19 protein-coding genes are annotated in these 21383 nt (G+C 58.7%); 8 read left to right on the plus strand and 11 right to left on the minus strand.

Annotated features, from left to right (window positions below; genetic code table 11):
- Positions 1 to 5: 5 nt before the first annotated feature.
- Positions 6 to 488: a hypothetical protein gene (locus AC2FJE_RS20350; protein ID WP_496754233.1), complete on the minus strand. Its 483-nt coding sequence runs from the start codon at positions 486 to 488 to the stop codon at positions 6 to 8.
- A gap of 96 nt (positions 489 to 584) precedes the next feature.
- On the opposite strand from AC2FJE_RS20350, the gene trkA reads away from it, so the two are divergent.
- The 5 genes from trkA to AC2FJE_RS20375 all read left to right on the plus strand — a co-directional run bounded on the left by trkA (position 585) and on the right by AC2FJE_RS20375 (position 5439).
- Positions 585 to 1961, plus strand: coding sequence for a Trk system potassium transporter TrkA (trkA, locus tag AC2FJE_RS20355; protein WP_108858467.1), 1377 nt, complete (start codon positions 585 to 587; stop codon positions 1959 to 1961).
- Positions 1961 to 3499, plus strand: a complete 1539-nt coding sequence (locus AC2FJE_RS20360; RefSeq protein WP_496754231.1) for a TrkH family potassium uptake protein — start codon at positions 1961 to 1963, stop codon at positions 3497 to 3499. The genes trkA and AC2FJE_RS20360 overlap by 1 nt, the downstream gene beginning before the upstream one ends.
- 126 nt (positions 3500 to 3625) lie before the next feature.
- A complete protein-coding gene (hfq, locus tag AC2FJE_RS20365) occupies positions 3626 to 3865 on the plus strand; it encodes an RNA chaperone Hfq (RefSeq protein ID WP_005982826.1) in 240 nt (79 codons plus the stop codon).
- Entirely contained in the window at positions 3865 to 5136 is a 1272-nt protein-coding gene (gene hflX / locus AC2FJE_RS20370) for a GTPase HflX (protein WP_108858469.1), read from the plus strand. The genes hfq and hflX overlap by 1 nt, the downstream gene beginning before the upstream one ends.
- Before the next feature lie 18 nt (positions 5137 to 5154).
- Entirely contained in the window at positions 5155 to 5439 is a 285-nt protein-coding gene (locus AC2FJE_RS20375; RefSeq protein ID WP_496761406.1) for a putative quinol monooxygenase, read from the plus strand.
- A 12-nt stretch (positions 5440 to 5451) separates the two neighbouring features.
- Here AC2FJE_RS20375 and AC2FJE_RS20380 read toward each other — a convergent pair whose 3' ends face one another.
- From AC2FJE_RS20380 to hemB, 4 genes are all read right to left on the minus strand, one after another.
- Positions 5452 to 5847 (minus strand): nuclear transport factor 2 family protein, encoded by a 396-nt coding sequence (locus AC2FJE_RS20380; protein ID WP_058278082.1) that lies wholly within the window; start codon positions 5845 to 5847, stop codon positions 5452 to 5454.
- Positions 5848 to 5955: 108 nt separating this feature from the next.
- Positions 5956 to 8418 (minus strand): penicillin acylase family protein, encoded by a 2463-nt coding sequence (locus AC2FJE_RS20385; protein ID WP_496754228.1) that lies wholly within the window; start codon positions 8416 to 8418, stop codon positions 5956 to 5958.
- Positions 8419 to 8590: 172 nt separating this feature from the next.
- A complete protein-coding gene (locus AC2FJE_RS20390; RefSeq protein ID WP_058278080.1) occupies positions 8591 to 9163 on the minus strand; it encodes a lipid-binding SYLF domain-containing protein in 573 nt (190 codons plus the stop codon).
- Positions 9164 to 9305: 142 nt separating this feature from the next.
- Entirely contained in the window at positions 9306 to 10304 is a 999-nt protein-coding gene (hemB, locus tag AC2FJE_RS20395; RefSeq protein ID WP_282168200.1) for a porphobilinogen synthase, read from the minus strand.
- A 119-nt stretch (positions 10305 to 10423) separates the two neighbouring features.
- On the opposite strand from hemB, the gene AC2FJE_RS20400 reads away from it, so the two are divergent.
- Both AC2FJE_RS20400 and mfd read left to right on the plus strand, forming a co-directional pair.
- A complete protein-coding gene (locus AC2FJE_RS20400) occupies positions 10424 to 10951 on the plus strand; it encodes a component of SufBCD complex (protein ID WP_109311775.1) in 528 nt (175 codons plus the stop codon).
- Between the two features lie 19 nt (positions 10952 to 10970).
- Entirely contained in the window at positions 10971 to 14429 is a 3459-nt protein-coding gene (mfd, locus tag AC2FJE_RS20405) for a transcription-repair coupling factor (RefSeq protein ID WP_496754225.1), read from the plus strand.
- Here the strand turns inward: mfd and AC2FJE_RS20410 are convergent.
- From AC2FJE_RS20410 to AC2FJE_RS20430, 5 genes are all read right to left on the minus strand, one after another.
- Positions 14426 to 15082: an SH3 domain-containing protein gene (locus AC2FJE_RS20410; protein WP_496696557.1), complete on the minus strand. Its 657-nt coding sequence runs from the start codon at positions 15080 to 15082 to the stop codon at positions 14426 to 14428. The genes mfd and AC2FJE_RS20410 overlap by 4 nt on opposite strands.
- A complete protein-coding gene (locus AC2FJE_RS20415; protein ID WP_496696556.1) occupies positions 15079 to 16743 on the minus strand; it encodes a tetratricopeptide repeat protein in 1665 nt (554 codons plus the stop codon). The genes AC2FJE_RS20410 and AC2FJE_RS20415 overlap by 4 nt, the downstream gene beginning before the upstream one ends.
- Positions 16744 to 16800: 57 nt before the next feature.
- The gene (locus AC2FJE_RS20420) at positions 16801 to 18009 is read right to left on the minus strand and encodes a multidrug effflux MFS transporter (protein WP_496696554.1); all 1209 of its coding nucleotides are present in this window, start codon (positions 18007 to 18009) and stop codon (positions 16801 to 16803) included.
- A 75-nt stretch (positions 18010 to 18084) separates the two neighbouring features.
- Positions 18085 to 18744, minus strand: a complete 660-nt coding sequence (locus AC2FJE_RS20425) for a DsbA family oxidoreductase (RefSeq protein WP_496754223.1) — start codon at positions 18742 to 18744, stop codon at positions 18085 to 18087.
- Positions 18741 to 20258, minus strand: a complete 1518-nt coding sequence (locus AC2FJE_RS20430; protein ID WP_282168205.1) for a class I adenylate-forming enzyme family protein — start codon at positions 20256 to 20258, stop codon at positions 18741 to 18743. Before AC2FJE_RS20430 ends, AC2FJE_RS20425 begins: the two co-directional genes overlap by 4 nt.
- A gap of 65 nt (positions 20259 to 20323) precedes the next feature.
- Here AC2FJE_RS20430 and AC2FJE_RS20435 point away from each other — a divergent pair, with 65 nt between their 5' ends.
- Entirely contained in the window at positions 20324 to 20947 is a 624-nt protein-coding gene (locus tag AC2FJE_RS20435; protein ID WP_058271780.1) for a helix-turn-helix domain-containing protein, read from the plus strand.
- On the opposite strand, the gene AC2FJE_RS20440 is transcribed toward AC2FJE_RS20435, so the two are convergent.
- Positions 20936 to 21172, minus strand: a complete 237-nt coding sequence (locus tag AC2FJE_RS20440; RefSeq protein ID WP_058271932.1) for a hypothetical protein — start codon at positions 21170 to 21172, stop codon at positions 20936 to 20938. The two genes, AC2FJE_RS20435 and AC2FJE_RS20440, sit on opposite strands and share 12 nt — an antisense overlap.
- Positions 21173 to 21383 lie beyond the last annotated feature (211 nt).

Genomic DNA, 21383 nt, shown 5'->3' on the forward strand with positions numbered 1-21383 from the left:
GGACATCACCCTGCCTGACCCGGGTTGATGATCTGAAATGAGCCGTCGTCGAACTTCACATAGCAGGATTGGGTTCCCAGCGGCGGCAGTTTCGTTGTGCGCGCAGGTGGAACCTGAGACTTTACGCTCTGTTTGCAGGGCGGCAGGCTGATCGGACGAAAGCCTTTATTAGCCATGCATTGGGCCTCAACCTGATTGCGCAGGCCGGCATTCACGTCGACCGTATAAACGCGCCCGGGTTCCCACCAACCAGGCGAGCGATAGCAGTGCCCCCGGTTGTCGCAATAGGTGCGCCCTGGCCAGTATGTGGGCGGGCTTTGCCGCACCTGATTGGCGACGGGAACATCATTCACTGCCTTGACCTGACATTGCGTGGTCTCGGACTGCGCGCGCGACACGCTTTCACCTTCGCGGTAATACAGTGAAAGTGGGCCGCTGCAAGCGGACAGGATAGTCAGCGGAATTAGTAAGTGAAGCACTGATTTCATAGGGTTATCTTGCCCCAGCTTTGTCTGAATGACAATTCAATTGACCGCTATAGGGGCATCTGTCATTCAAGGATTTCAGGCAGAAGGGCCAGAAACATGAAGGTCATCATATGCGGTGCCGGTCAGGTCGGCTGGCAGATCGCACGTCACTTGTCGGGCGAACTGAATGACGTAACGGTGGTGGACAACAATCCCGATCTGGTGCGTCGGGCAACGGAAACGCTGGATGTTCAGGGGATTGCTGGGTTTGCAAGCTATCCTGACGTGCTTGAGCGTGCAGGCGCGCGTGATGCCGATATGATCATCGCAGCGACCCATTCGGACGAGGTGAATATGGTCACCTGTCAGATGGCGCATTCGATCTTTTCCATCCAGCGCAAGATCGCGCGGTTGCGGGCGAAATCGTATTTGCAGGCGATCCATTCGGATCTGTTCCGTCGTGACCACTTGCCCATCGACGTCGTGATTAGCCCTGAACGCGAAGTCGCAGCCGCTGCCATGCGCCGCCTTTCGGCCCCGTCCGCCTTTGATACTGAGATGTTCATGGATGGACAGGCGCAGCTTCTGGGCATCCGTATCGACGAAGATTGCCCCATCGTGAACACACCTCTGCGGCAGCTCACGGACCTGTTTTCGACGCTCAGCTCAATCGTTGTCGGAGTTCGGCGCGATGGCACGCTGTTTGCGCCTGAATCCGAAGATCAGCTGTTTGTCGGCGACGAATGCTATGTCTTTACCAATGTCAAAGACGTGGACCGCACGATGGAGGTTTTTGGCAAGGCCCAAAAGAAACAGGACCGCGTCGTGATCGTCGGCGGCGGCAATGTCGGGTTGGAAGTGGCCCGGACGTTGGAAGAGCGAGAAAGCCGGGTACGCGCCAAGGTGATCGAGCGTGATCGCCAAAGCGCTGAAATAGCGGCCGAAACACTGGAACGGACGATTGTCCTGAATGGCGACGGGCTGGATGCCGCCTTGTTGCGCGAGGCCGGGATCGAACGCGCCGACGCGATGCTGGCAGTCACCGATGACGACCGTGCCAACATGCTGGCTGCGGTGCGGGCCAAGGCCGAAGGTTGTGCCTTGGCAATTGCCTTGATCAATGATCCCAGCATGGTGGCCTTGATGGGGCCGCTGGGGATCGACGCTTACATTAACCCGCGTGCAACCACAGTCAGCTCGATCCTGCGCCATATTCGCCACGGTCGTGTGCGGCAGGTCTATTCTATCGGGGATGCCGAGGCAGAAGTGATCGAGGCCGAGGTGCTGTCGACTTCACCCATGGCAGGGCAGAAGCTGCGGGATATCGATTTTCCCGAAGGCGTTCTGGTAGGTGCCGTCCGAAAAGGCGATGAGCTTTTGCGCCCGACCGGCAGCCTGCGGATCGATGAAAAGGACGTGGTGGCAATCTTTGCGATGGCTAAGGACGTGCCCGAGGTCGAGCGCCTGATGCAGGTTTCAATCGATTTCTTCTGATGGCGCGCGCTCGGAGACAACAGATCACTTTGATACAGCGGCTGCCGCTGTTTCTGTTGATCTCGGGAATCGCTGCGTTGTCGATGTGGATTCCAGCGATTTACGCGCTGGCCTTGGATGATCACGACACGTCGCGATCCTTTTTCTATTCCGGCCTTCTGGGACTGTTCGTGGTATCAACGATCGCTGTGGCAGCATCAAACCGGGTGCCGCGACGTGGGACGCTGGGGCAATTGGCCGTGTTGCTGGGGTGTTTTACCGTTTTGCCGCTGTTTCTGGCGATTCCGCTGCATGATGCCTTGGGTACCACCACCTTTTTGAATGCGTATTTTGATATGGTCAGTGCTGTGACCACCACCGGTGCAGATCTGTTTCCGGACCCGGATCGCCTGACCGCACCGCTGCACCTGTGGCGTGCTTTGGTCGGCTGGATGGGCGGCTTGCTGATGTGGATTGCTGCGGCTGCAATTCTAGCGCCCTTGTCGCTGGGTGGGTTCGAGATTACGGCGCGCGGCCAGCCCGGTCGCCCGGTGTCGGGCGTCGCACAAAGCGAAGAGGTCGACCCCCGCGGCCGTCTGATCCGTGTGACCCGGACCTTGACACCAGTCTATACCGGTCTGACCGCAACCATATGGATCCTGCTGCTGATCGCCGGAGAAAACGGCCTGACTGCCGTGTGTCACGCCATGTCAACCATGGCCACGTCGGGGATATCTCCGGTCGGCGGGCTGGAGGGGGCGCAGGCAGGCATAACGGGCGAGGCGATCCTGTTTCTGTTCCTGTTCTTCGCCTTGTCGCGGCTGACGTTTTCGACCGATACGGCGACCACAGGCTATTCCCGGCTGGACCAAGACCCCGAATTCCGGATTGGCTTGATGATTGTGGGTGTCGTCGCGGCACTGTTGTTCGCGCGCGTCTGGGCCGGCGTCCTGGAAATCGGCAATCAGCTGGAACCGCTTCAGGCACTCAGCGTGATCTGGGGCATGATCTTTACGGCGTTGTCTTTCCTGACCACAGCCGGATTCGAAAGCGCAAACTGGAATGATGCCCAGCAATTATCCGGCCTTGGTACCCCCGGACTGATCCTGATGGGTCTCGCCCTGATCGGAGGAGGGGTGGCCACAACGGCGGGCGGGGTCAAACTGTTGCGGGTCTTTGCCCTGTACCTCAATGGCGCGCGCGAGATCGATCGGTTGATCTATCCCTCATCCGTTAGTGGCATTGGCGGCGGTAACCGTCGCATTCAAAGCGACGGGGCCTTTATCGCCTGGATCTTCCTGATGATGTTTGCCTTGACCGCAGCACTGTTCAATCTGCTGCTGGCCGCGATGGGGTCGGGGTTTGAACAGGCGATGGTCCTCAGCGTCGCGGCGCTCAGCACCACCGGGCCGTTGATTGAACTGGCCACCGATGTTCCCATCCGTCTGGTCGATTTGCCCTGGGGCGCAAAGCTGACCATGTGTGCAGCGATGGTGATCGGACGGTTGGAAACTTTGGCGATCATTGCGCTGATTACGCCAACCCTCTGGCGAGACTAAGAATCCTCACCTTTGCCGACACCTTATTTTTCATCTGGAATATCGGTTAACGACACTCCATACTCTGCCAGAGGGAGCGCGTTGGTCCGCAGCGCGTAGCAAGAACAATGGCGAGATTATAATAATATGGCTTCGGACAGACAGAATCTGCAGGACGCGTTCCTGAATAATGTACGGAAAGCAAAGGTCCCGGTCACAATTTTCCTGATCAACGGTGTGAAATTGCAGGGTGTCATCACCTGGTTCGACAATTTCTGCGTATTGTTGCGCCGCGACGGACAGTCGCAGCTGGTCTACAAACACGCAATTTCAACGATCATGCCGTCGCAGCCGATCAACCTGTATGAGGGCGAAGACGCCTCTTGATGGAACACGACAGGACGCGCACCCGGGCTTGGGTGCTGCATCCGGAAATCAAATCAGATGAACAGCGCCGTGTCCCTGGACCGGCGCTGGAAGAGGCGGTGGCACTGGCTGCCGCTTTGCCCGATCTGGATGTGATCGGGTCCGATATTGTGCGTCTGCCACGTGCCCAGCCGGGGCTGTTGTTCGGGACTGGCAAGATCGAGGAGCTGGGCGAACGGTTTCATGACGCCGAGGTCGAGCTGGTTCTGATCGATGGTCCCGTGACCCCAGTTCAGCAGCGCAATCTGGAAAAGGCTTGGAAAGTTAAAATCCTCGATAGGACCGGGTTGATTTTGGAGATTTTCAGCGACCGCGCTCGCACCCGTGAAGGTGTGCTGCAGGTCGAGATGGCCGCACTCAGCTATCAGCGTACGCGTCTGGTTCGCGCCTGGACCCACCTTGAACGTCAGCGGGGTGGATTGGGGTTTGTCGGTGGTCCCGGTGAAACCCAGATCGAGGCTGACCGAAGGGCGATCGACGATCAGCTTGTGCGCCTGCGCCGTCAATTGCAGAAGGTAATCAAGACCCGGACCTTGCACCGTGCTGCTCGGGCAAAGGTGCCGTATCCGATTGTTGCGCTGGTGGGCTATACGAACGCCGGTAAATCAACTTTGTTCAATCGCCTCACCGGGGCCGAGGTAATGGCAAAGGACATGCTGTTTGCCACGCTGGATCCGACCATGCGGCGGGTTGAACTGCCCGATGGTCCCGAGGTGATTCTGTCGGACACGGTGGGGTTCATTTCGAACTTGCCGACCGAACTGGTCGCGGCCTTCCGCGCCACACTTGAAGAGGTTTTGGGCGCAGATATCGTCGTGCATGTGCGCGACATCAGCCATGAAGACACCGAGGCGCAAGCCCGGGATGTCGAAACCATTTTGACCTCGTTGGGCGTTGATGATGAACGGCCCCGGCTTGAGGTCTGGAACAAAATCGACCTGTTGAACGAAGATGAGCGCGAGGCCACGTTTGCCCGGGCCGACCGCGACCCGTCGATCTTTGCCATTTCCGCCGTGACGGGCGAAGGCATCGAACCATTGCTGGCCGAGATCGCGGTTAATTTGCAAGGGGTTCGGCACGAGACAGTTCTGACGCTGGCGTTTGCCGAAGGCAACAAGCGTGCGTGGCTGTTCCGTCAGGATGTCGTTCAATCCGAAGAGCAGACGGATGACGGATTTCAGATCACCGTATTGTGGACCGACAAGCAAGCGGCGCAGTTCGCCGCGCTTTGATCGACAAGCGAGGTCACGATGGCAAAAGTTAAGGTGGTTCTGCGTGGTCATATTTCGGTGCCTGCCGACCGTGTCACACAGGTGCGGGAGGCGTTGCCGGACCACATCGCCCTGACTCGGGCCGAACCGGGTTGCATCACATTCGACGTTAAGGAAAACGCGGATATTCCCGGTCGGTTCAACGTACACGAAATTTTTAAAAACCAAGCGGCCTTTGACGCCCATCAAGCGCGAACCAAAGCCTCGACCTGGTTCAAGGTGACAGAAGGCATTCCGCGCGACTACCAGATCACGCGCGTTTAGGCGGGGCGTCCGCTACTGCCCGTCTATCTGGCGCTGATAGTCGTCAGCATCGAACCAACCCAGCGACGTTTGCACCTTGTTGTCAGCGGTCAATTCCCATTCTTCCCAACCACGCGTGACGACGTGGTTGCCGGTCTCTGAGTGATGGCCTTCCAGCGTCCAGACAAAAATCGCGTGTGATCCGGCCCAACGCAGCATGTCGCAGCGCACTTCCAGATCCGGGAAGTCGGCGTAGAATCCGCGCGCCATGTCTGCGACGGCGGCACGGCCGACAATTGGTTCACCCCGGTTGATCGTGATCTGCCCGTCGGGTGCAAAAAAGCTGGCAACTGCATTTGGGTCGCCCGAGCTCCACGCGATTGCGTAATCGCGTGCGAGATTGTTCAACATATCCCGAAAACTGGCCATCTGTACCCCCAAGGTCCCGAATTGTCGGCTTGCAGATCGTAGGCGAAAACACCTGCGCGCGTCCACGGCAGCTTGCAAAAGGGGCAAGGTCCTGCCGAAGCAGTGAAATCAGCGCGGGGTCAGGTTGGTTACGCCGACCGCTGCCGCGCGGGCCAGATCCATGTCCAGTGACATGGGGATATACTCACCTCGCCGCCAAAGCTGGGCCTGATCGTCGTAGTAGCGCGACAGGAAATGCCCCGACTGACCTGTGGCCGTGATAAAGACCGAACTGTTGGGATCGGCAAAATCATAGACACCGCGATATCCCGCACCGTGGACGTTTTGGAAAGGGTTGGGCCCTTCGCCCGATGTCCGCCCGCGCAGCAGGGTGTTGTCGCCGCCGCTGGTGGATTGGCGGATGTTGACGAAGAACCGCAGAACGGGAACCGTGCCCAGAACCGGGTGGTCATGCGTGGCCTGATGGGCGTCTCCCCAGCGCAGGGATTCCAGCGAACCACCGTATTTCTCGCTGATCCAGATCAGCGCATCGTCCAGCGCCAGTCGTGCCATGTCGGTACAGGTTTCCACGGGTGCGCTCTGGCGCACGTCGCACCAGACCGACGCGCCGTCGATATCGCGGTACACCCGTTCGATGAACAGCGGCTCAACATGTTTGTATTCGGCCGCCAGCGGCCCCAGCTCGTCCGAGATCAGCCGGATTTGCAGCGCGCGCAACCATGCGGCATAGATCAGCGGTTCAGGCAGGTGCTCGTTCATCTCACCGTTCCACTCGGCCAGCAGGGCCAGCGCGACCTGACGCTGGCGTTCCGGTGTGCCCTCGGGCGCAGAGGCTCCGGTAAACCAAAGATCGGCGCCGATTAGCGGCAGAAGCGAACGGGCGGTAAAGCTGACGGTATCAAGTTGCGCTTCGATAAAGCTGTCGCGGGTGTGAACCTCGCGCGATTGCATCAGGCGTTCCCAACGGTGCACCCTTTGGGTGTCACCCCATTCGTATGAGACGTGGTTGGGAAAGGGGCGGTCGATGATCTTGTTGTTTGTATTGCCCAGAATCCCGCCTGCTGGAGTCACGAATTCGGGGTTGTTTGCATAAGGCAAGCGGCCTTGCCACAGGTTCTCGGCCAACCAACCGGGCGTTGGGATACGGCCGCGGCTTTGGTTGCGAAGATCTCGGTTAGGCATTGCGCCGATCAGCTTCATGCCGATCGTGTCCTTGTCGACCAGCGACAGATTTTGCGACGGCGCAATGAACAGCTCGGCCACATCGATGGCTTCCCGCACACTGTCCGAATTCATTAAAGCCATCGAAGCCGTCATCGACGTGTCGCGCGGGCTAAGTGCGGTCCAGGCCAATGAGGCAACGTGCCCGGGCGGGGTGATCGTTTCCAGATCGTAATGGCTGCCGGGCAAGACGGGTCCGTTCTCGGTCCAGCGCAGGGTCAGGGTGATGGGGGCTTCGTCCTTGATCTCGATGATCGAGGGGCGCGAGCGGAACTGTTTATAACCTTCGGGCGACAGGTATTCTTCTGAGTTTTCAGGGTTCAGCTGTTCGATGTGAACATCCTGATCGTCCAGGTAAGACGACGTCAGACCCCAGCCTAGCCGGTCACTGCGGCCCGTCATGATCGCTGGAACGCCCGGAATGGTCGCACCGATGACACCGCCTTTGGCCAGCTCAAGCCGTGCCAGGTACCAAATGCCGGGTGCGGTCAGGCCCAGATGGGGGTCGTTGGCCAGCAGGGTGCCCCCGATCGCGGAACGCGAAGGCGCAGCCGACCACGCGTTCGACGCCCCGGCCAAGCCGCGTTTAGGGAATGGTGACAGAGGCGAGTCTGGCATCGGGGTGCCTTCGGCATAGCGCGGCAGTTCTGGGAACAAAGACGCATATTCCGGCAGCGCCGCGATACCCGCGCCCGGTACGTCTGGCAGGATATCGACAAGCCGCTGAGGATCGTTCAGCATCAGGGATGTGCGGGCGCGCAGGACCTCATCTTTCAAATGGCCGGACAGTTGCAGGCTCATCAGTTTGATGATCGCAATGCTGTCGCCGGGCTGCCACGGCGAAACAGATGCGTTGAACAGAAACATCTCGGGCGCGCCGCGTCCCAATGCGTTCTCATTGATCTCATCCAGACGGGCATTGACGCCCGCAGAATAAGCGCGCAGCGCAGCTTTGGTGTAATCGTCCTGCACCTCGACCGAGCGGTGGGCCAGACTGTACAGGTCAAACCGGCGCAAGAGCTTGTCGATAGGGACAGTGCGCTTGCCAAAAACTTCGGACAAACGGCCCTGCGCCGTGCGACGCATCACGGTCATCTGCCACAGGCGATCCTGCGCGTGGGCATAGCCCAGGCCAAAGAACACGTCCGGGTCGCTTTCGGCCAGAATATGCGGAACATTGGCGGTGTCGCGCACGATCTCGACCGGCGCACGCAGCCCGCTGACTTCGACGGTCTGGTCATAATCCGGCAGGGACTGGCTGGCCAGGAAGTAGACGAGACCCACAGCCGCAACGGCCAACAGGATCAGGCCCGTAGCAATCCGAACCAGCCAGCGAAAGACAAGACCCATGAACGCCCCATATCCCCATAAGAAATTATTGGCTGAACCCTACTGGAAGGACCGGGCAACCGAAAGAGGAACGCCGCGCGAACGTTGAGTTAACATGTTGAGATGAAAAACCCCGCCACATGGTTTTGAACATGTGGCGGGGTCCGTGGCAAAGGGGGGGTGGTATTCGGTATCAGGGGATAATGCGCGTGTACTTGGTGCCTTCGACGGTCGCGCCGAATTTCAAACCGGCCTGTCCGAAAACGGCGGCAAGTACCGGTTTGCGCAATTGGGTTGTGTCGGTTGAGAGCGAGTCGCCGGTGGCATCGACGACATAGCCGATATCCGCACCTGCGGTCCAACCGCTGGAACGGCGGAAGTCATCTAGGGCGTCCTGCGTCATAAAGAACAGGACATGCGCATATTGTTGCGCGCCGATCTGCAGACCAGCACTGCCGGATAGGGCCGAGTAATAGTCTACCGTTGCGCCGTTGATGCGCAGCGCGCCCTGGCCATAGGCACCGCCAAAGATGAAACCGGCCTCGGTGATCAACGGCATCACCAGCATGCCGTCGGCTTTTTCGGCGATCTCGACGGTGTTGGGGTACTTGCTGAACATTTCGTTCAGCGTCACGTTCACACGGGCGTCGATCTGGGCCGCATTGGAATTGCCTACACCGTTTCCGCATGCAGCGGTCAGTGTGAGCCCGGCCATGCCAAGCGCAAAGCCACGACGGTTTAGTCGGGGAGAGTTGGAACTGCTCATGTTTTTTTCTCTGTATAAACTGCCTGAAGTGTCGGGTGTTCCCGATCTTGTGTGCAAGAATACGCCGATTGCGCCTGTGTGTCACGGGAAAGCTGGCCCAACAGCGTTCACAATCGGCGAAAAATCGCGACCGCCCGGGGTTTTAGCCTTGAAGAACGCGTGCAACCTGCGGTGCAAAGTAGGTCAGGATTCCGTCGCAACCCGCACGTTTGAAGGCCAGCAGGCTTTCCAGCATGACCTTCTCACCATCAATCCAGCCGTTCTGCGCAGCTGCCTGTATCATCGCGTATTCACCGGACACCTGATAGGCATAGGTTGGCGCGCCAAACGTGTCTTTCACGCGGCGACAGATATCCAGATAGGGCATGCCTGGTTTGATCATAACCATGTCTGCGCCTTCTGTCAGGTCACGTTCGATCAGGCGCAGCGCCTCGTTCGAATTGGCCGGGTCCATCTGGTAGGTCTTCTTGTCTCCGGTCAGCGCACCGGACGCGCCCACTGCATCGCGGAAGGGGCCGTAGAATGCGCTGGCATATTTAGCGGCATAGCTGAGGATCATCACGTTGTGGTGCCCGGCGCCCTCAAGCGCGCGGCGCATTGCGCCGATGCGGCCATCCATCATGTCTGAGGGTCCAATGATGTCGGCCCCGGCCTCAGCCTGCGCCAGTGTCATTTTGACCAGCGCCTCGACGGTCTGATCGTTCACGATCTCGCCATCCACGACATAGCCGTCATGGCCATTGATGTTATATGGATCCAGCGCCACGTCGGTCATCACGGCGATATCGGGGGTCGCAGATTTGATCGCCCGAATGGCCCGGTTCGACAGATTGTCTGGGTTCCACGCCTCGGCGCAATCTTCGGTTTTCAGGCTGGGATCAGTATAAGGAAATATACAGATCGCCGGGATGCCCATAGCCTGTGCCTCAACTGCGGCCTTGGCGATCAGATCGACCGAGCGCCGCACAACGCCGGGCATCGAAGGTACGGGTTCTTCAATGCCTTCACCATCGCGCACAAAAACCGGCCAGATCAGATCGTCTGTCGTCAGCGTGTTTTCCCTTACCAACCCACGAATGGCATCGGATTGGCGCACCCGGCGAAATCGCGTAAGGGGGTAGGGGGCGATGGTCGGTTTCATGTCGCGCTCTCCTTGAATAATCGTGCATTGGGTGGCATGAATTCCCGATGGTCTCAAGGGTAACATTGGACGCGCCTGCGCGAAGAACGCCCCAAGGACAATGAACAAAGGGCTGATGCGTGGATTTGCACTCTTCGATTTTCGAACTCATCGACATGCGCAGCTTTTCGAATCTGTGGTACTGGATTGTGTTGGCGGTGCTCTGGTCGTCGGCCAGCCACTGGGCGATGGGGGTTCCCTACGATCTGCTTGTGCGTGCCCGTCGTGTTGGCGGTCAGTCCGAGCAGGACCTGCTGGATATCGTAAGGATCAACCGTAACAGGATGCTGTACATCGTTGATATGTCAGGCCTGGTTATTCTTGCCTTGAGCTGTTTCTTTTTTACCGGGCTTGCGATGCTGGGTTTCTATTATGGCGTTGAATTTGCACAGGCCGTGTTTTTGTTGCTGTTCCCGGTGAGTTTAGTAATGCTGATCAACATTCGCGCCGCGCGCAAGTTGCAAGGCATCGAGCCGGTGCTTGGAAGCGTGTCCAAGATCCTTGTGCGCTGCAGGATTTACACCCAGATCATCGGCATGATCTCAATTGTCATCACGTCACTTTGGGGTATGTACCAGAACGTCTCGATCGGCGTTCTCGGGGGATGAAAATCAGAAAGGCAAGGCGATGACAGCTCCGAACCATGTGACGGTTGGCGGCGCTCCCGAAGGGTTTGACGCACAGCTTGTTCTGAATGAGATCACGCGCGTTGGCGGGCCGGTCTGCCACGTTGCGCGTGACGATAAACGGATGGAGGCGATGCGGGCCGCACTGGCTTTCTTCGCCCCCGATATGCCGGTCTTTGTGTTTCCGGGGTGGGATTGTCTGCCATATGACCGGGTGTCGCCCAACGCCGACATAGCAGCGGCGCGTGTGGCGACTTTGGCGGCATTGGTGCATCAGATGCCGGAACGGTTTGTCCTGCTGACCACGCTGAACGCGGCAACCCAGCGCGTGCCTGCGCGGGATGTGCTGCGCGAGGCTGCTTTTACTGCTCGCGTGAATCACCGCGTCGATGAAACGGCGCTGCGGAACTTCCTTGTGCGCATGGGGTTCACCCAAAGTCCGACGGTGATGGAGCCGGGCGACTATGCCGTTCGCGGCGGTATCATCGACATTTTTCCCCCGGGCGAATCCGGTCCCGTACGTCTGGATCTGTTCGGAGACGTGTTGGACGGCGCGCGCCGGTTCGATCCGGTTTCGCAACGCACGACCGAAAAGCTGGATGTTGTCGAATTGGCCCCGGTTTCCGAGGTCATTCTGGATGACGCCGCCATCACGCGGTTCCGCCAAAACTATCGCATCGAATTTGGCGCGGCGGGCACCGATGATCCGCTGTATGAGGCGATCAGCGCGGGCCGCAAGCATCAGGGCATCGAACACTGGCTACCGTTCTTCCACGAAAAGCTGGAAACCCTGTTTGATTATCTGCCGGATGCGACGATCACTGTGGATGATCAGGTGACACCCACGCGGCTTGCCCGCTGGGACACAATAGCCGATCAGTATGAAACGCGGCGTCTGGCGCTGGAAAACCGTTCGCGCATGGATACGGTGTATAAGCCTACACCTCCCGGATTGCTCTATCTGGACGATGCCGCGTGGGAGCAGGCGGTCGGGGACCGGCGGGTGATGCAGTTCAGCCCGCTGCCTCAGGCCAGCGGTCCCGGTGTGATCGATGCAGGCGGGCGGATCGGCCGCAATTTCGCACCAGAGCGGCAGCAGGAAAACATCAGCCTGTTTGGTGCTTTGGCAAGCCATATCACCGACAAGATGGCCAAGGGACCCGTCTTGATTGCGTCGTATTCTGAAGGGGCGCGAGAGCGCCTGACCGGATTGATCGAGGATGAAGGCCTTGCCGAAGCCGTCCCTGTCACCGATGGCACCCGGATTGGCAAACGCGGATTGCATCTGGCTGTCTGGGCGCTTGAGCACGGGTTTGAAACGCCCGGTCTGACCGTGATCGCCGAGCAGGACGTGCTAGGTGACCGCCTCATCCGCCAGCCTAAGAAGCGCCGCAAGGCCGAGAACTTCCTAACCGAAACCCAATCGCTCAGCCCCGGTGATCTGGTGGTGCATGTCGATCATGGGATCGGGCGGTACATTGGGATGGAAGTGGTCACGGCGGCCGGCGCTGCGCACGAATGCCTGCTGCTGGAATATGCCGAACAGTCCAAGCTGTATCTACCGGTCGAGAACATCGAGCTGCTGTCGAAATACGGCCATGACGAAGGTCTGCTGGACCGCTTGGGTGGAGGTGCGTGGCAGGCTAAGAAAGCCAAGCTGAAAGAACGCATCCGCGAGATGGCGGACAAGCTGATCCGTATCGCCGCGGAACGCGCTTTGCGCAAAGCTCCGGTCATGGATCCGCCGCCCCACGCGTGGGAGGAGTTCAGCGCGCGCTTTCCATATCAGGAAACCGATGATCAGTTGCGCGCGATTTCCGAGGTGATGGAGGACATGCATTCCGGCGCGCCGATGGATCGGTTGATCTGTGGTGACGTGGGCTTTGGCAAAACCGAGGTTGCCATGCGCGCGGCCTTTGTCGCCGCGATGTCCGGTGTTCAGGTGGCCGTGATCGCACCGACCACCTTGCTGGCCCGACAGCATGCAGCCAGCTTCAAGGAACGGTTCCGTGGCTTTCCGTTGGAGGTGCGGCAGCTGTCGCGGTTTGTGTCCGCGAAAGATGCACAGCAGACCCGTGATGGTATGGCGCGCGGGACCGTCGACATCGTGATCGGCACCCATGCGTTGCTGGCCAAGGGTATCCGGTTCAACAATCTGGGCCTGTTGATCATCGACGAAGAACAGCATTTTGGCGTCGGTCACAAGGAACGCCTGAAACAGCTGCGCAGCGACATTCATGTTCTGACCCTAACCGCCACGCCGATCCCACGGACACTGCAACTGTCACTGACCGGCGTGCGCGATCTGTCGATTATCGGCACGCCGCCGATCGACCGTCTGGCTATTCGCACGTATGTCAGCGAATTCGACGCGGTTACCATTCGCGAGGCGCTGCTGCGCGAACACTATCGTGGCGGGCAGAGCTTCTATGTTGTTCCTCGTATCTCGGACCTGCCAGAGATCGAAGAGTTCTTGAAAGAACAGCTGCCCGAGCTGACTTATATGGTGGCACATGGGCAAATGGCGGCGGGCGAACTCGATGATCGTATGAACGCCTTTTATGACGGAAAATACGACGTGTTGTTGGCGACGACGATTGTCGAAAGCGGGCTGGATATTCCGACCGCCAACACGATGGTCGTGCACCGGGCGGATATGTTCGGCCTGGCGCAGCTCTATCAGATCCGTGGTCGGGTAGGACGGTCCAAAACCCGTGCCTATGCGTACCTGACCACCAAGCCGCGTCAGAAATTGACGACGACAGCCGAGAAACGCCTGCGGGTTCTGGGCTCGCTGGATACTCTGGGGGCCGGGTTCACGCTGGCATCGCAGGACCTGGACATTCGTGGCGCGGGCAACTTGCTGGGCGAGGAACAATCTGGCCAGATGCGGGATGTCGGCTATGAGCTGTATCAATCGATGCTGGAAGAGGCGATTGCCAAGATCAAAGCCGGTGAGATGGAAGGCCTGTCGGAAGCCGACGACCAATGGGCGCCACAGATCAATCTGGGCGTGCCAGTTCTGATCCCCGAAGATTATGTGCCCGATCTGGATGTGCGTTTGGGACTTTATCGTCGCCTGTCATCGCTTTCGACCAAGGTCGAACTGGAAGGTTTTGCCGCAGAACTGATTGACCGGTTCGGAACGCTACCGAAAGAGGTGAACACCCTGATGTTGGTCGTGCGTATCAAGGCGATGTGCAAGCGGGCAGGGATCGCCAAGCTGGATGGCGGGCCGAAAGGCGCGACAATCCAGTTCCACAACGACAAGTTCGCCTCGCCAGAGGGTTTGGTCGAGTTCATTCAGAACCAGCGCGGTTTGGCCAAGGTCAAGGACAACAAGATCGTCGTCAGACGCGATTGGAAGAAGGACAGCGACAAGATCAAAGGCGCATTCGCCATCGCCCGCGATCTGGCGGAAAAGGTCATGGCAGCGAAGAAGAAAAAGGCGAAAGCCTAGTCTCCGCTGACGAAAGTGCACAATTGCCATTCGCCCGCGTCGGATTTTACGAATGCGGCGCGGTGGCCTGTCATGGGCCAGAGAAAGTCGCCGTGCATGAATCCCCGCGTGCCGTCGGTCAGCATCACCGGTTGATAGTCGGCACCGTCGCGATAGTTCGGGACGATGACGATCTCGTAGCTGATGAGGCTCAGCGCTGGGGAGCCCGGCTCGGCAGCTTGCCGAAGGGTCACGTCCTCACCGGTCACAAAGTAGGCCACGTAAGGGTCCAATGAGGCAGGCAAGGTGATCTGCCATTGATGTGGCATCCAAAACTCGCCCTCGTCGTCGAAATAACCCGGTTGGGACAGGGTGGTTTCCAGATCTCTCCAATAGGCTTGGCGGATCTGATCTTCTTGAGAGCCGCTGGTTTCCGGGGCGAGGTACTCAAGGAATTCCCCGGGCCCGCCATTTCCGCCATGGCTGAGGTAGATGTCCGGGCAAGCGGCTGCGATCACGGCCTCGGCATCCCGCGCGGCCACGCTCGCCAACAAACTCTGCCGAAAGGCCACGAGGGTAGGATCGCGGTCTGCTTCATCGACCGGCGTAAAAGACTGGCGGTCAGCTAGGGCTGGGCCGCAAATCAACAAAGACAATAGCAGTGCACGGGTCATTCTGCGGCCTTCATTGCTGCCTGCGCGCAAAAACACGAGGCCCCGACGGCCCGGTCAGCGCGGGCAAGCGCCAGATCAAGACGTTGTTTGATCAATTTGATCTCAACTGTCTCACCGCGTGCTTTCAGACAATCATGCAGGCCCTTCAAACTCCAGACATTGTCGGGGTGGATTGAGGCGCGGCTCAGAGTGCCGCCAAGCCCTAGATCTTCGCGATACACTGCTTCGGCCTCGGGCACGTGGCCCTGTTCGTACAACAACGCACCAAGCGCGTGGCGCGCGGGTTGCATCCAACCCCAAGGCTCGTCGTAGGGCAACGTGTCGTCCAATTCGACCGAGCGCCTAAGATGGGCGAATGCGGCGTCATAGTTGCTTTTGCGATACTCAATCTCTCCGCGCAGCATTTCGCGGGCGATGTCCAGCAAGTCGATCACGCGGTTGTTGTGCAGCAGCCGGGTTTCCGGAACCCGATCCTTAGCGGCAAGGAACAGTTGCTCTTCGGCCTCTGCTTCGGCCACCTGACCGGTGGCCGCATAGGCGATTGCACGTGCGTAATGGGTGGTTGCGGTGACAGTACGGTAGAGGTCCTGATCCTTGGGCAAGGGCAGGGCCTTTGCTTCTTCCCACCGGCCAAACCGGATCAGGATATGCGGCCCCATCGACATGTAGCTTTCGAAGAAATCCGCCATGGGCGGGCTTTCCGTTCGGAGCATCTCTTCGGGGGTGGTGTCCCAGATGCCCTGATTAGCGCGCAGCGCGGGTTCCATCTGGCCAAGGAACAGCGCGCCATAGATGGCAAAATGATAGTCGTGCTGGCGATAGCCTGTGTAGATGTTGAACGCGCCTTCGCGCTCATAATACTTCAAGTCAGCCTCGGTCGCCTTTTCATTCCAGTGAACGACGCTCTGATAGTGCCCGCACAGCACATCGATATGGGTTGGCATATGCACCAAATGCCCCGCATCCGGGACCAATGTGCGCAACACATCGCCAGCCTTCAGAGCCTTTTCTGGTGTCGGCGACATCTCCATCAGATGAACATAGAGGTGCAGCAAGCCCGGGTGCGACATGGCTGCCGGGTCGTCGGCCATTGCGTCTTCCAGGGCTTTTTGCGCCTCCAACGTGGCTGCGCCTTCAGCAGGCTCACCGGTTCTCAAGTTCCACATCTGCCAAGGGGTCAGGTTGAGCAACGCCTCGACATAGATGGTCCGCAGATCAAGGTGATCCGACTGCTCAGCAAAGGCCGCCCGCATCGCATCGGCGAAATCGTGGTCCCAGCTATGCATGTTGTCGTCGGGATCGCGCTGTGGATACCGTGCGGGTAGGGTTCGGATCAGCGCCTGTTCCGTCGGGCTGCACCCTTGGGCCAAAGCCACGGCTTTCTGCGTGGCATCATAGGCCAGCGCCAGCGCCTTTCGCCGTCCACGGTCATCCAGCAGGTTCCAAGGCAGGTTGTAATTCGGGCCCGCGGCATAAGCCACGCCCCAGTGGGCCATCGCGCAGTCAGGGTCAAATTCAAGCGCGCGCTGAAAACACACAACAGCTTCGTCGTGGTTGTAGCCGTAGGTCCAATTCAGCCCCCGGTCGAACCAAAGCTGTGCGTCTGTTGAGGCCGTCGTTATCGGACAGGAATATGCGCCAAGATCGTAATAGTCGCTCACTGAAAAACTCCACTCATATTGAGCAGATGTTAGCCTGATTCACCGTTCCTGCACAGATCAGGCTGGAAGCCTGTTTTCGATCCGCCCCATATGCAGCATCAGGCCGAAGCCCGCGGCGCTCATGGCCAGGATGCCGACGGCCAGCGGGGTAATAGACCCGTCGAACATCTGCCCGATAGGCGCCGCAATCGCGGCAGCAAACACGGTCGAGATCGCTCCGATCACCGAGGCTGCCATGCCCGCGATATGTCCCATAGGCTCCATCGCGATGGCGTTCAGGTTGCCCATAGTCATGCCTGCCATAAAGAAAACCGCCGTTTGCCAGCTTACAAAAACGGCGAAGGACAGCGTGGGCGAAAGGTCTGCCGCATTCAGGGCGATGACGGCTGTGGTAAAGAGGACCTGCGCGCCTAACGCCCATGTCACGATCCGGCGCATGCCCAATTTAATAACGAGTGCCGCGTTTAGCAGGCTGGCTGAGCCCGCCACTAACGCCACGAACCCGAACCAGAACGGAAAACTGTCGGCACTGTCGTGGATGACATCGTAGACCGGTTGAACCATCGTCAGCATGGTGAACAACATGCCCAGACACAGTGTCTGAACCAAGATCGACAGTCGGACAGTTGGATGTGTGAACATCTGGCGCGCAGCGTCGAGTATAAGGGGCAGGCGCAGCGGGCGACGGTTTTCGGCCGACAAGGGTTCCGGAAGGCGCAGGCCCATCCAGACGATGGTGATCAGTGAGAACAGGATGAATGAGGCAAAGATACCCCGCCATCCGGTCAGTGCGATCACGCCGGCACCAAGCATTGGCGCAATCGCCGGTACCAGGGTGAAGATCATCATTGCAATCGATACAATCCGCGCCATCTCGCGGCCCGAATACAGGTCGCGAATAATTGCCATGGCCACCACGCGCGGGGCCGCACATCCGATCCCCTGGAAGACACGGGCGACCAATAGCATTTCGAGTGATGAACTGGCCCAGGCAGCTGCCGCAGCGATGATATATAGTGCCGATCCGACGTAAATCACTGGTTTGCGGCCAAAGGCGTCCGACAGCGGACCGGTGAAAAACGTGCCAATCCCCATGCCCAACACAAACGAAGTCAGGATCAGCTGGGCTTTGTTGACGTCGTTGGGGCTGAGTTGCGCGCCGATATTTGGCAGTGCAGGCAACATGGAATCGATCGAAAACGCGATTGTCGCAAACATCATTGCGACAAGTGCTACGAACTCACCCCGTGACATGCGATTGGCCATAACGCCCTCCTGATCTGTTCGCGCTATCACGGCAAATCAGTTGACGCTAGGTGTCAAATTGCACAGAGGTCTGTGCTAATTTGCAGGGGAAGCCTCAAGTTGAGACATGATTTCAGCAATCACTTTTTCCCACATTTCAGGGGGTTGCGCCCCGGGGACGGCATGTTGATTGGCAACGATGAACGTCGGGACAGAGCTGACGCCCATTTGCCTGGAATGGCTGTCACGGTTGCTGATATCCTCGCGATCGGCATCGGATTTCAGCAGTTTTAGAACGACTGCGGCGTCCATGCCCGCATTGTCGGCAATATCCGCCAGAACCTCATGATCGCCGATATCGCGGGCCTGTACGAAATAGCCATCGAACAGTGCATCGACCACGGCGTTCTGTTTGCCTTCAATCCCTGCCCAATGGATCAGGCGGTGCGCGTCCAGAGTGTTGGGCGTGCGATTCATACCTTCGAAGTCGATCTTAAGGCCTGCGTTCTCGGCATGATCAACAACCGGTGCATAGGCCCGCACAGCACCGTCCTTGCCCCCGAACTTGCGTTCGAGATATTCGCGGCGATCCATCCCGGCATCCGGCATGTCGGGGTTTAATTGGAATGGATGCCATTCGATCACAAACGGATGGTTCGGGATCGCCGCCAGCGCCTTGTCCAGATGGGTTTTGCCGATATAGCACCAAGGGCAGATCGGGTCGGACATGATATCAAGCTTGACGGTCTCGGTCATGGGTTGGTCGCCTTGAAATAGGCCGGCAGCGCCCGGCGCAGAAGTTTCCCGTTCCCGCCGGTGGGCAGTTCAGGCAGATGGATGAAGGCGCGCGGTTGCTTATAGCGCGCCAGATTTGCCTCGACATAGGTGCGCAGGGCGTCGTCGTCCAGCTTTTCCGGTCCTGTATAGAAGGCTGCTATCACAAATGTGTCCTGTTTAACCTCGACTGCCGCAGCCCCGACCTGCGCGATGCCGGGAAATCGGGACAGCGCGGCCTCGACCTCAACCGGTGACACCCTATAGCCGCCTGCATTCATCATATCGTCATCGCGGCCCAGATAGGTGATCTGGCCATCCACGGCCATGGCCCCTTGATCGCCGGTAAGGAACCAGTCGTCCTGCATCCGGGCTTCGGCCTCGTCCGGGGCGTTAAGATAGGTCAGCATCAGGCCGGGGTCGGACCTGTGTACGGCAATGGTGCCTTCCTGACCCTGAGGTACAGGACCATCAGGTCCCAGAATGGCCACACGGCGGCCAGGCTGCGGCTGGCCCAATGCATCGGACCGCGCTGGATGCGCCGGGCTGGACGAAATGAAAGTCGAACACTCGGACATGCCATAAGCTTCGTAGAGTTCAGTGCCGGTCGCTTGCGCCCACTGTTCATGCAGATGCCGTGACAGTTTTTCTCCGGCGCATAACCCATGCCGCAATTCCGGCAGGTCGAGGTCGTCTGTTGAGCTCACCACCTTACGGAATACGCCCGGTGCTGCAGCAAAGATGGTGACTTGATGATGGCGTAGCAGGGCAGGTAGTGCGTCCAGATCGGTGCCAGGCGCGGGGATAAGAGCCGTTGCGCCAATGGTCCACGGATCCATCAGACCGGTGCCCAAGGTATAGGTCCAGTTGAACGCGCCCGCGTGACACAGGCGATCGGTTTCACGCAGCCCGTACCAGCCATCCACCATCATCTGACGCGCCCAGATGGCACGATGGGCGTGGGCCACAGCCCTCGGTTTTCCCGATGTGCCCGAAGTATAGACGACATAGGCCATCCTTTCCGGGTCACCCATTTGAAACTCAGCAGCAGGCAGATCACGCATTCCGGCCAAATTGGACAGGTCAATCTGAACCGGGTGCGCGGCGCACGCAACCTGTGGGTCACGCAGAATGGCGGCAGGTCTGAGGTCCTTGATCATGCGCTCTGTTTCCGGCTCGGTCAGCTGCGATGACGTTGGGACCGGGATAATGCCGACAGCAATCGCTCCGAGATAGGCAATCGGGAAATCGACCGTGTTCCCAAGCCGCATCAACGCGATATCGCCGGGCTTCAAACCGGCATTCAACAACCCTGTGCCAGTGCCCAGAATGGCCTGCTGCAATTCGCGATACGTCCAATTCCGGGCATCCGTGGAACCCACGACGGACAGGGCGGTCTTGTCCGAAAGCCTGTCTGCACAGCGCAGTACATGCGCTGCCAGATTGAACGGAGACGGGCAGGCCGGCGGCGGCCCCTGATCAAAAATAGAAAGCATGGCAACTGGCTAGCGCGACCACTGCTGCGTTGCAAGCGCGACAGGCTGCGCCTATAGAATGACGCATGAGCACCCAAGACCAGACATCTTTGATCCGCATTGCCCGGGACTCGGGCGAACATACGGAAGTTGAACCATTGGACCTCGGAGCGCGTGTGCGCGAGCTGCGGAAAGCGCGGAAATGGACGCTTGAACAGGCGGCCACGCAGGCCGGTCTGGCGCGTTCAACGCTCAGCAAGATCGAAAACGGTCAGATGTCGCCCACCTATGACGCGCTGAAAAAGCTCGCGACCGGTCTTGAGATTTCGGTGCCGCAGCTGTTTACGGCGCCACAGCGGGACCAGGTGATCGGTCGGATGGCCGTGACGCGCATGGGCGAAGGGTCTGCCCATCCCACAACCACCTATGAACATGAACTGCTGGCCGAAACGCTGACAAAAAAGCAGATGTTGCCCTATCGGGCCCGTGTCCGCGCGCGGTCAATGGATGAGTTCGACGGCTGGGTCCGCCACGACGGAGAAGAGTTCTTGTATGTCCTGACGGGTGTTGTGCGCCTTTATACCGAGTTTTATGAACCAGTCGAAATGCGCCGCGGCGACAGCGCCTATTACGACGGGAGCATGGGTCACAATGTAATCTCGGTCAGCGACGAAGATGCAATGATCCTGTGGGTGACATCACTTACTTAACGACCGGCTGAATTCCCGGTTCAAACCTTCCGTGAACAAAAAGTCCTCAAGCTCTTCGTGGGCTTCGTTCATGGTCAGTTGATGGCGTTCAGCCAGATACGCTTCGAAACATTTGCGGTCTTGGCTTAACCGCACCATGTCCTGATCCCGCAGGTTTGGAAAGCGCCGTTTGGCGCGGGTATACATTGCACTCCAGTCTTGCGTCAGATCGGTCCATTTCAACATTAGACAGCTTTCCGTATTCATGGTTTCAAACCGCTCGTCCCAAGAACCAGCGTACGTATGTGATGGGGGCGTTCGGGTATGACAAAATGTCGCACCCGGGGTCGGGTGGCGGATTGATTTTTGGCGGGGTCGAAAGTGCCCGTTGCAGCCTATCCGCAACGGGCAGACGGACCTGATTTTTGAGTGAGTGGAGGCCGGTCCGTAGATTCGA

Source organism: Ruegeria sp. CDSC002, assembly GCF_059610905.1.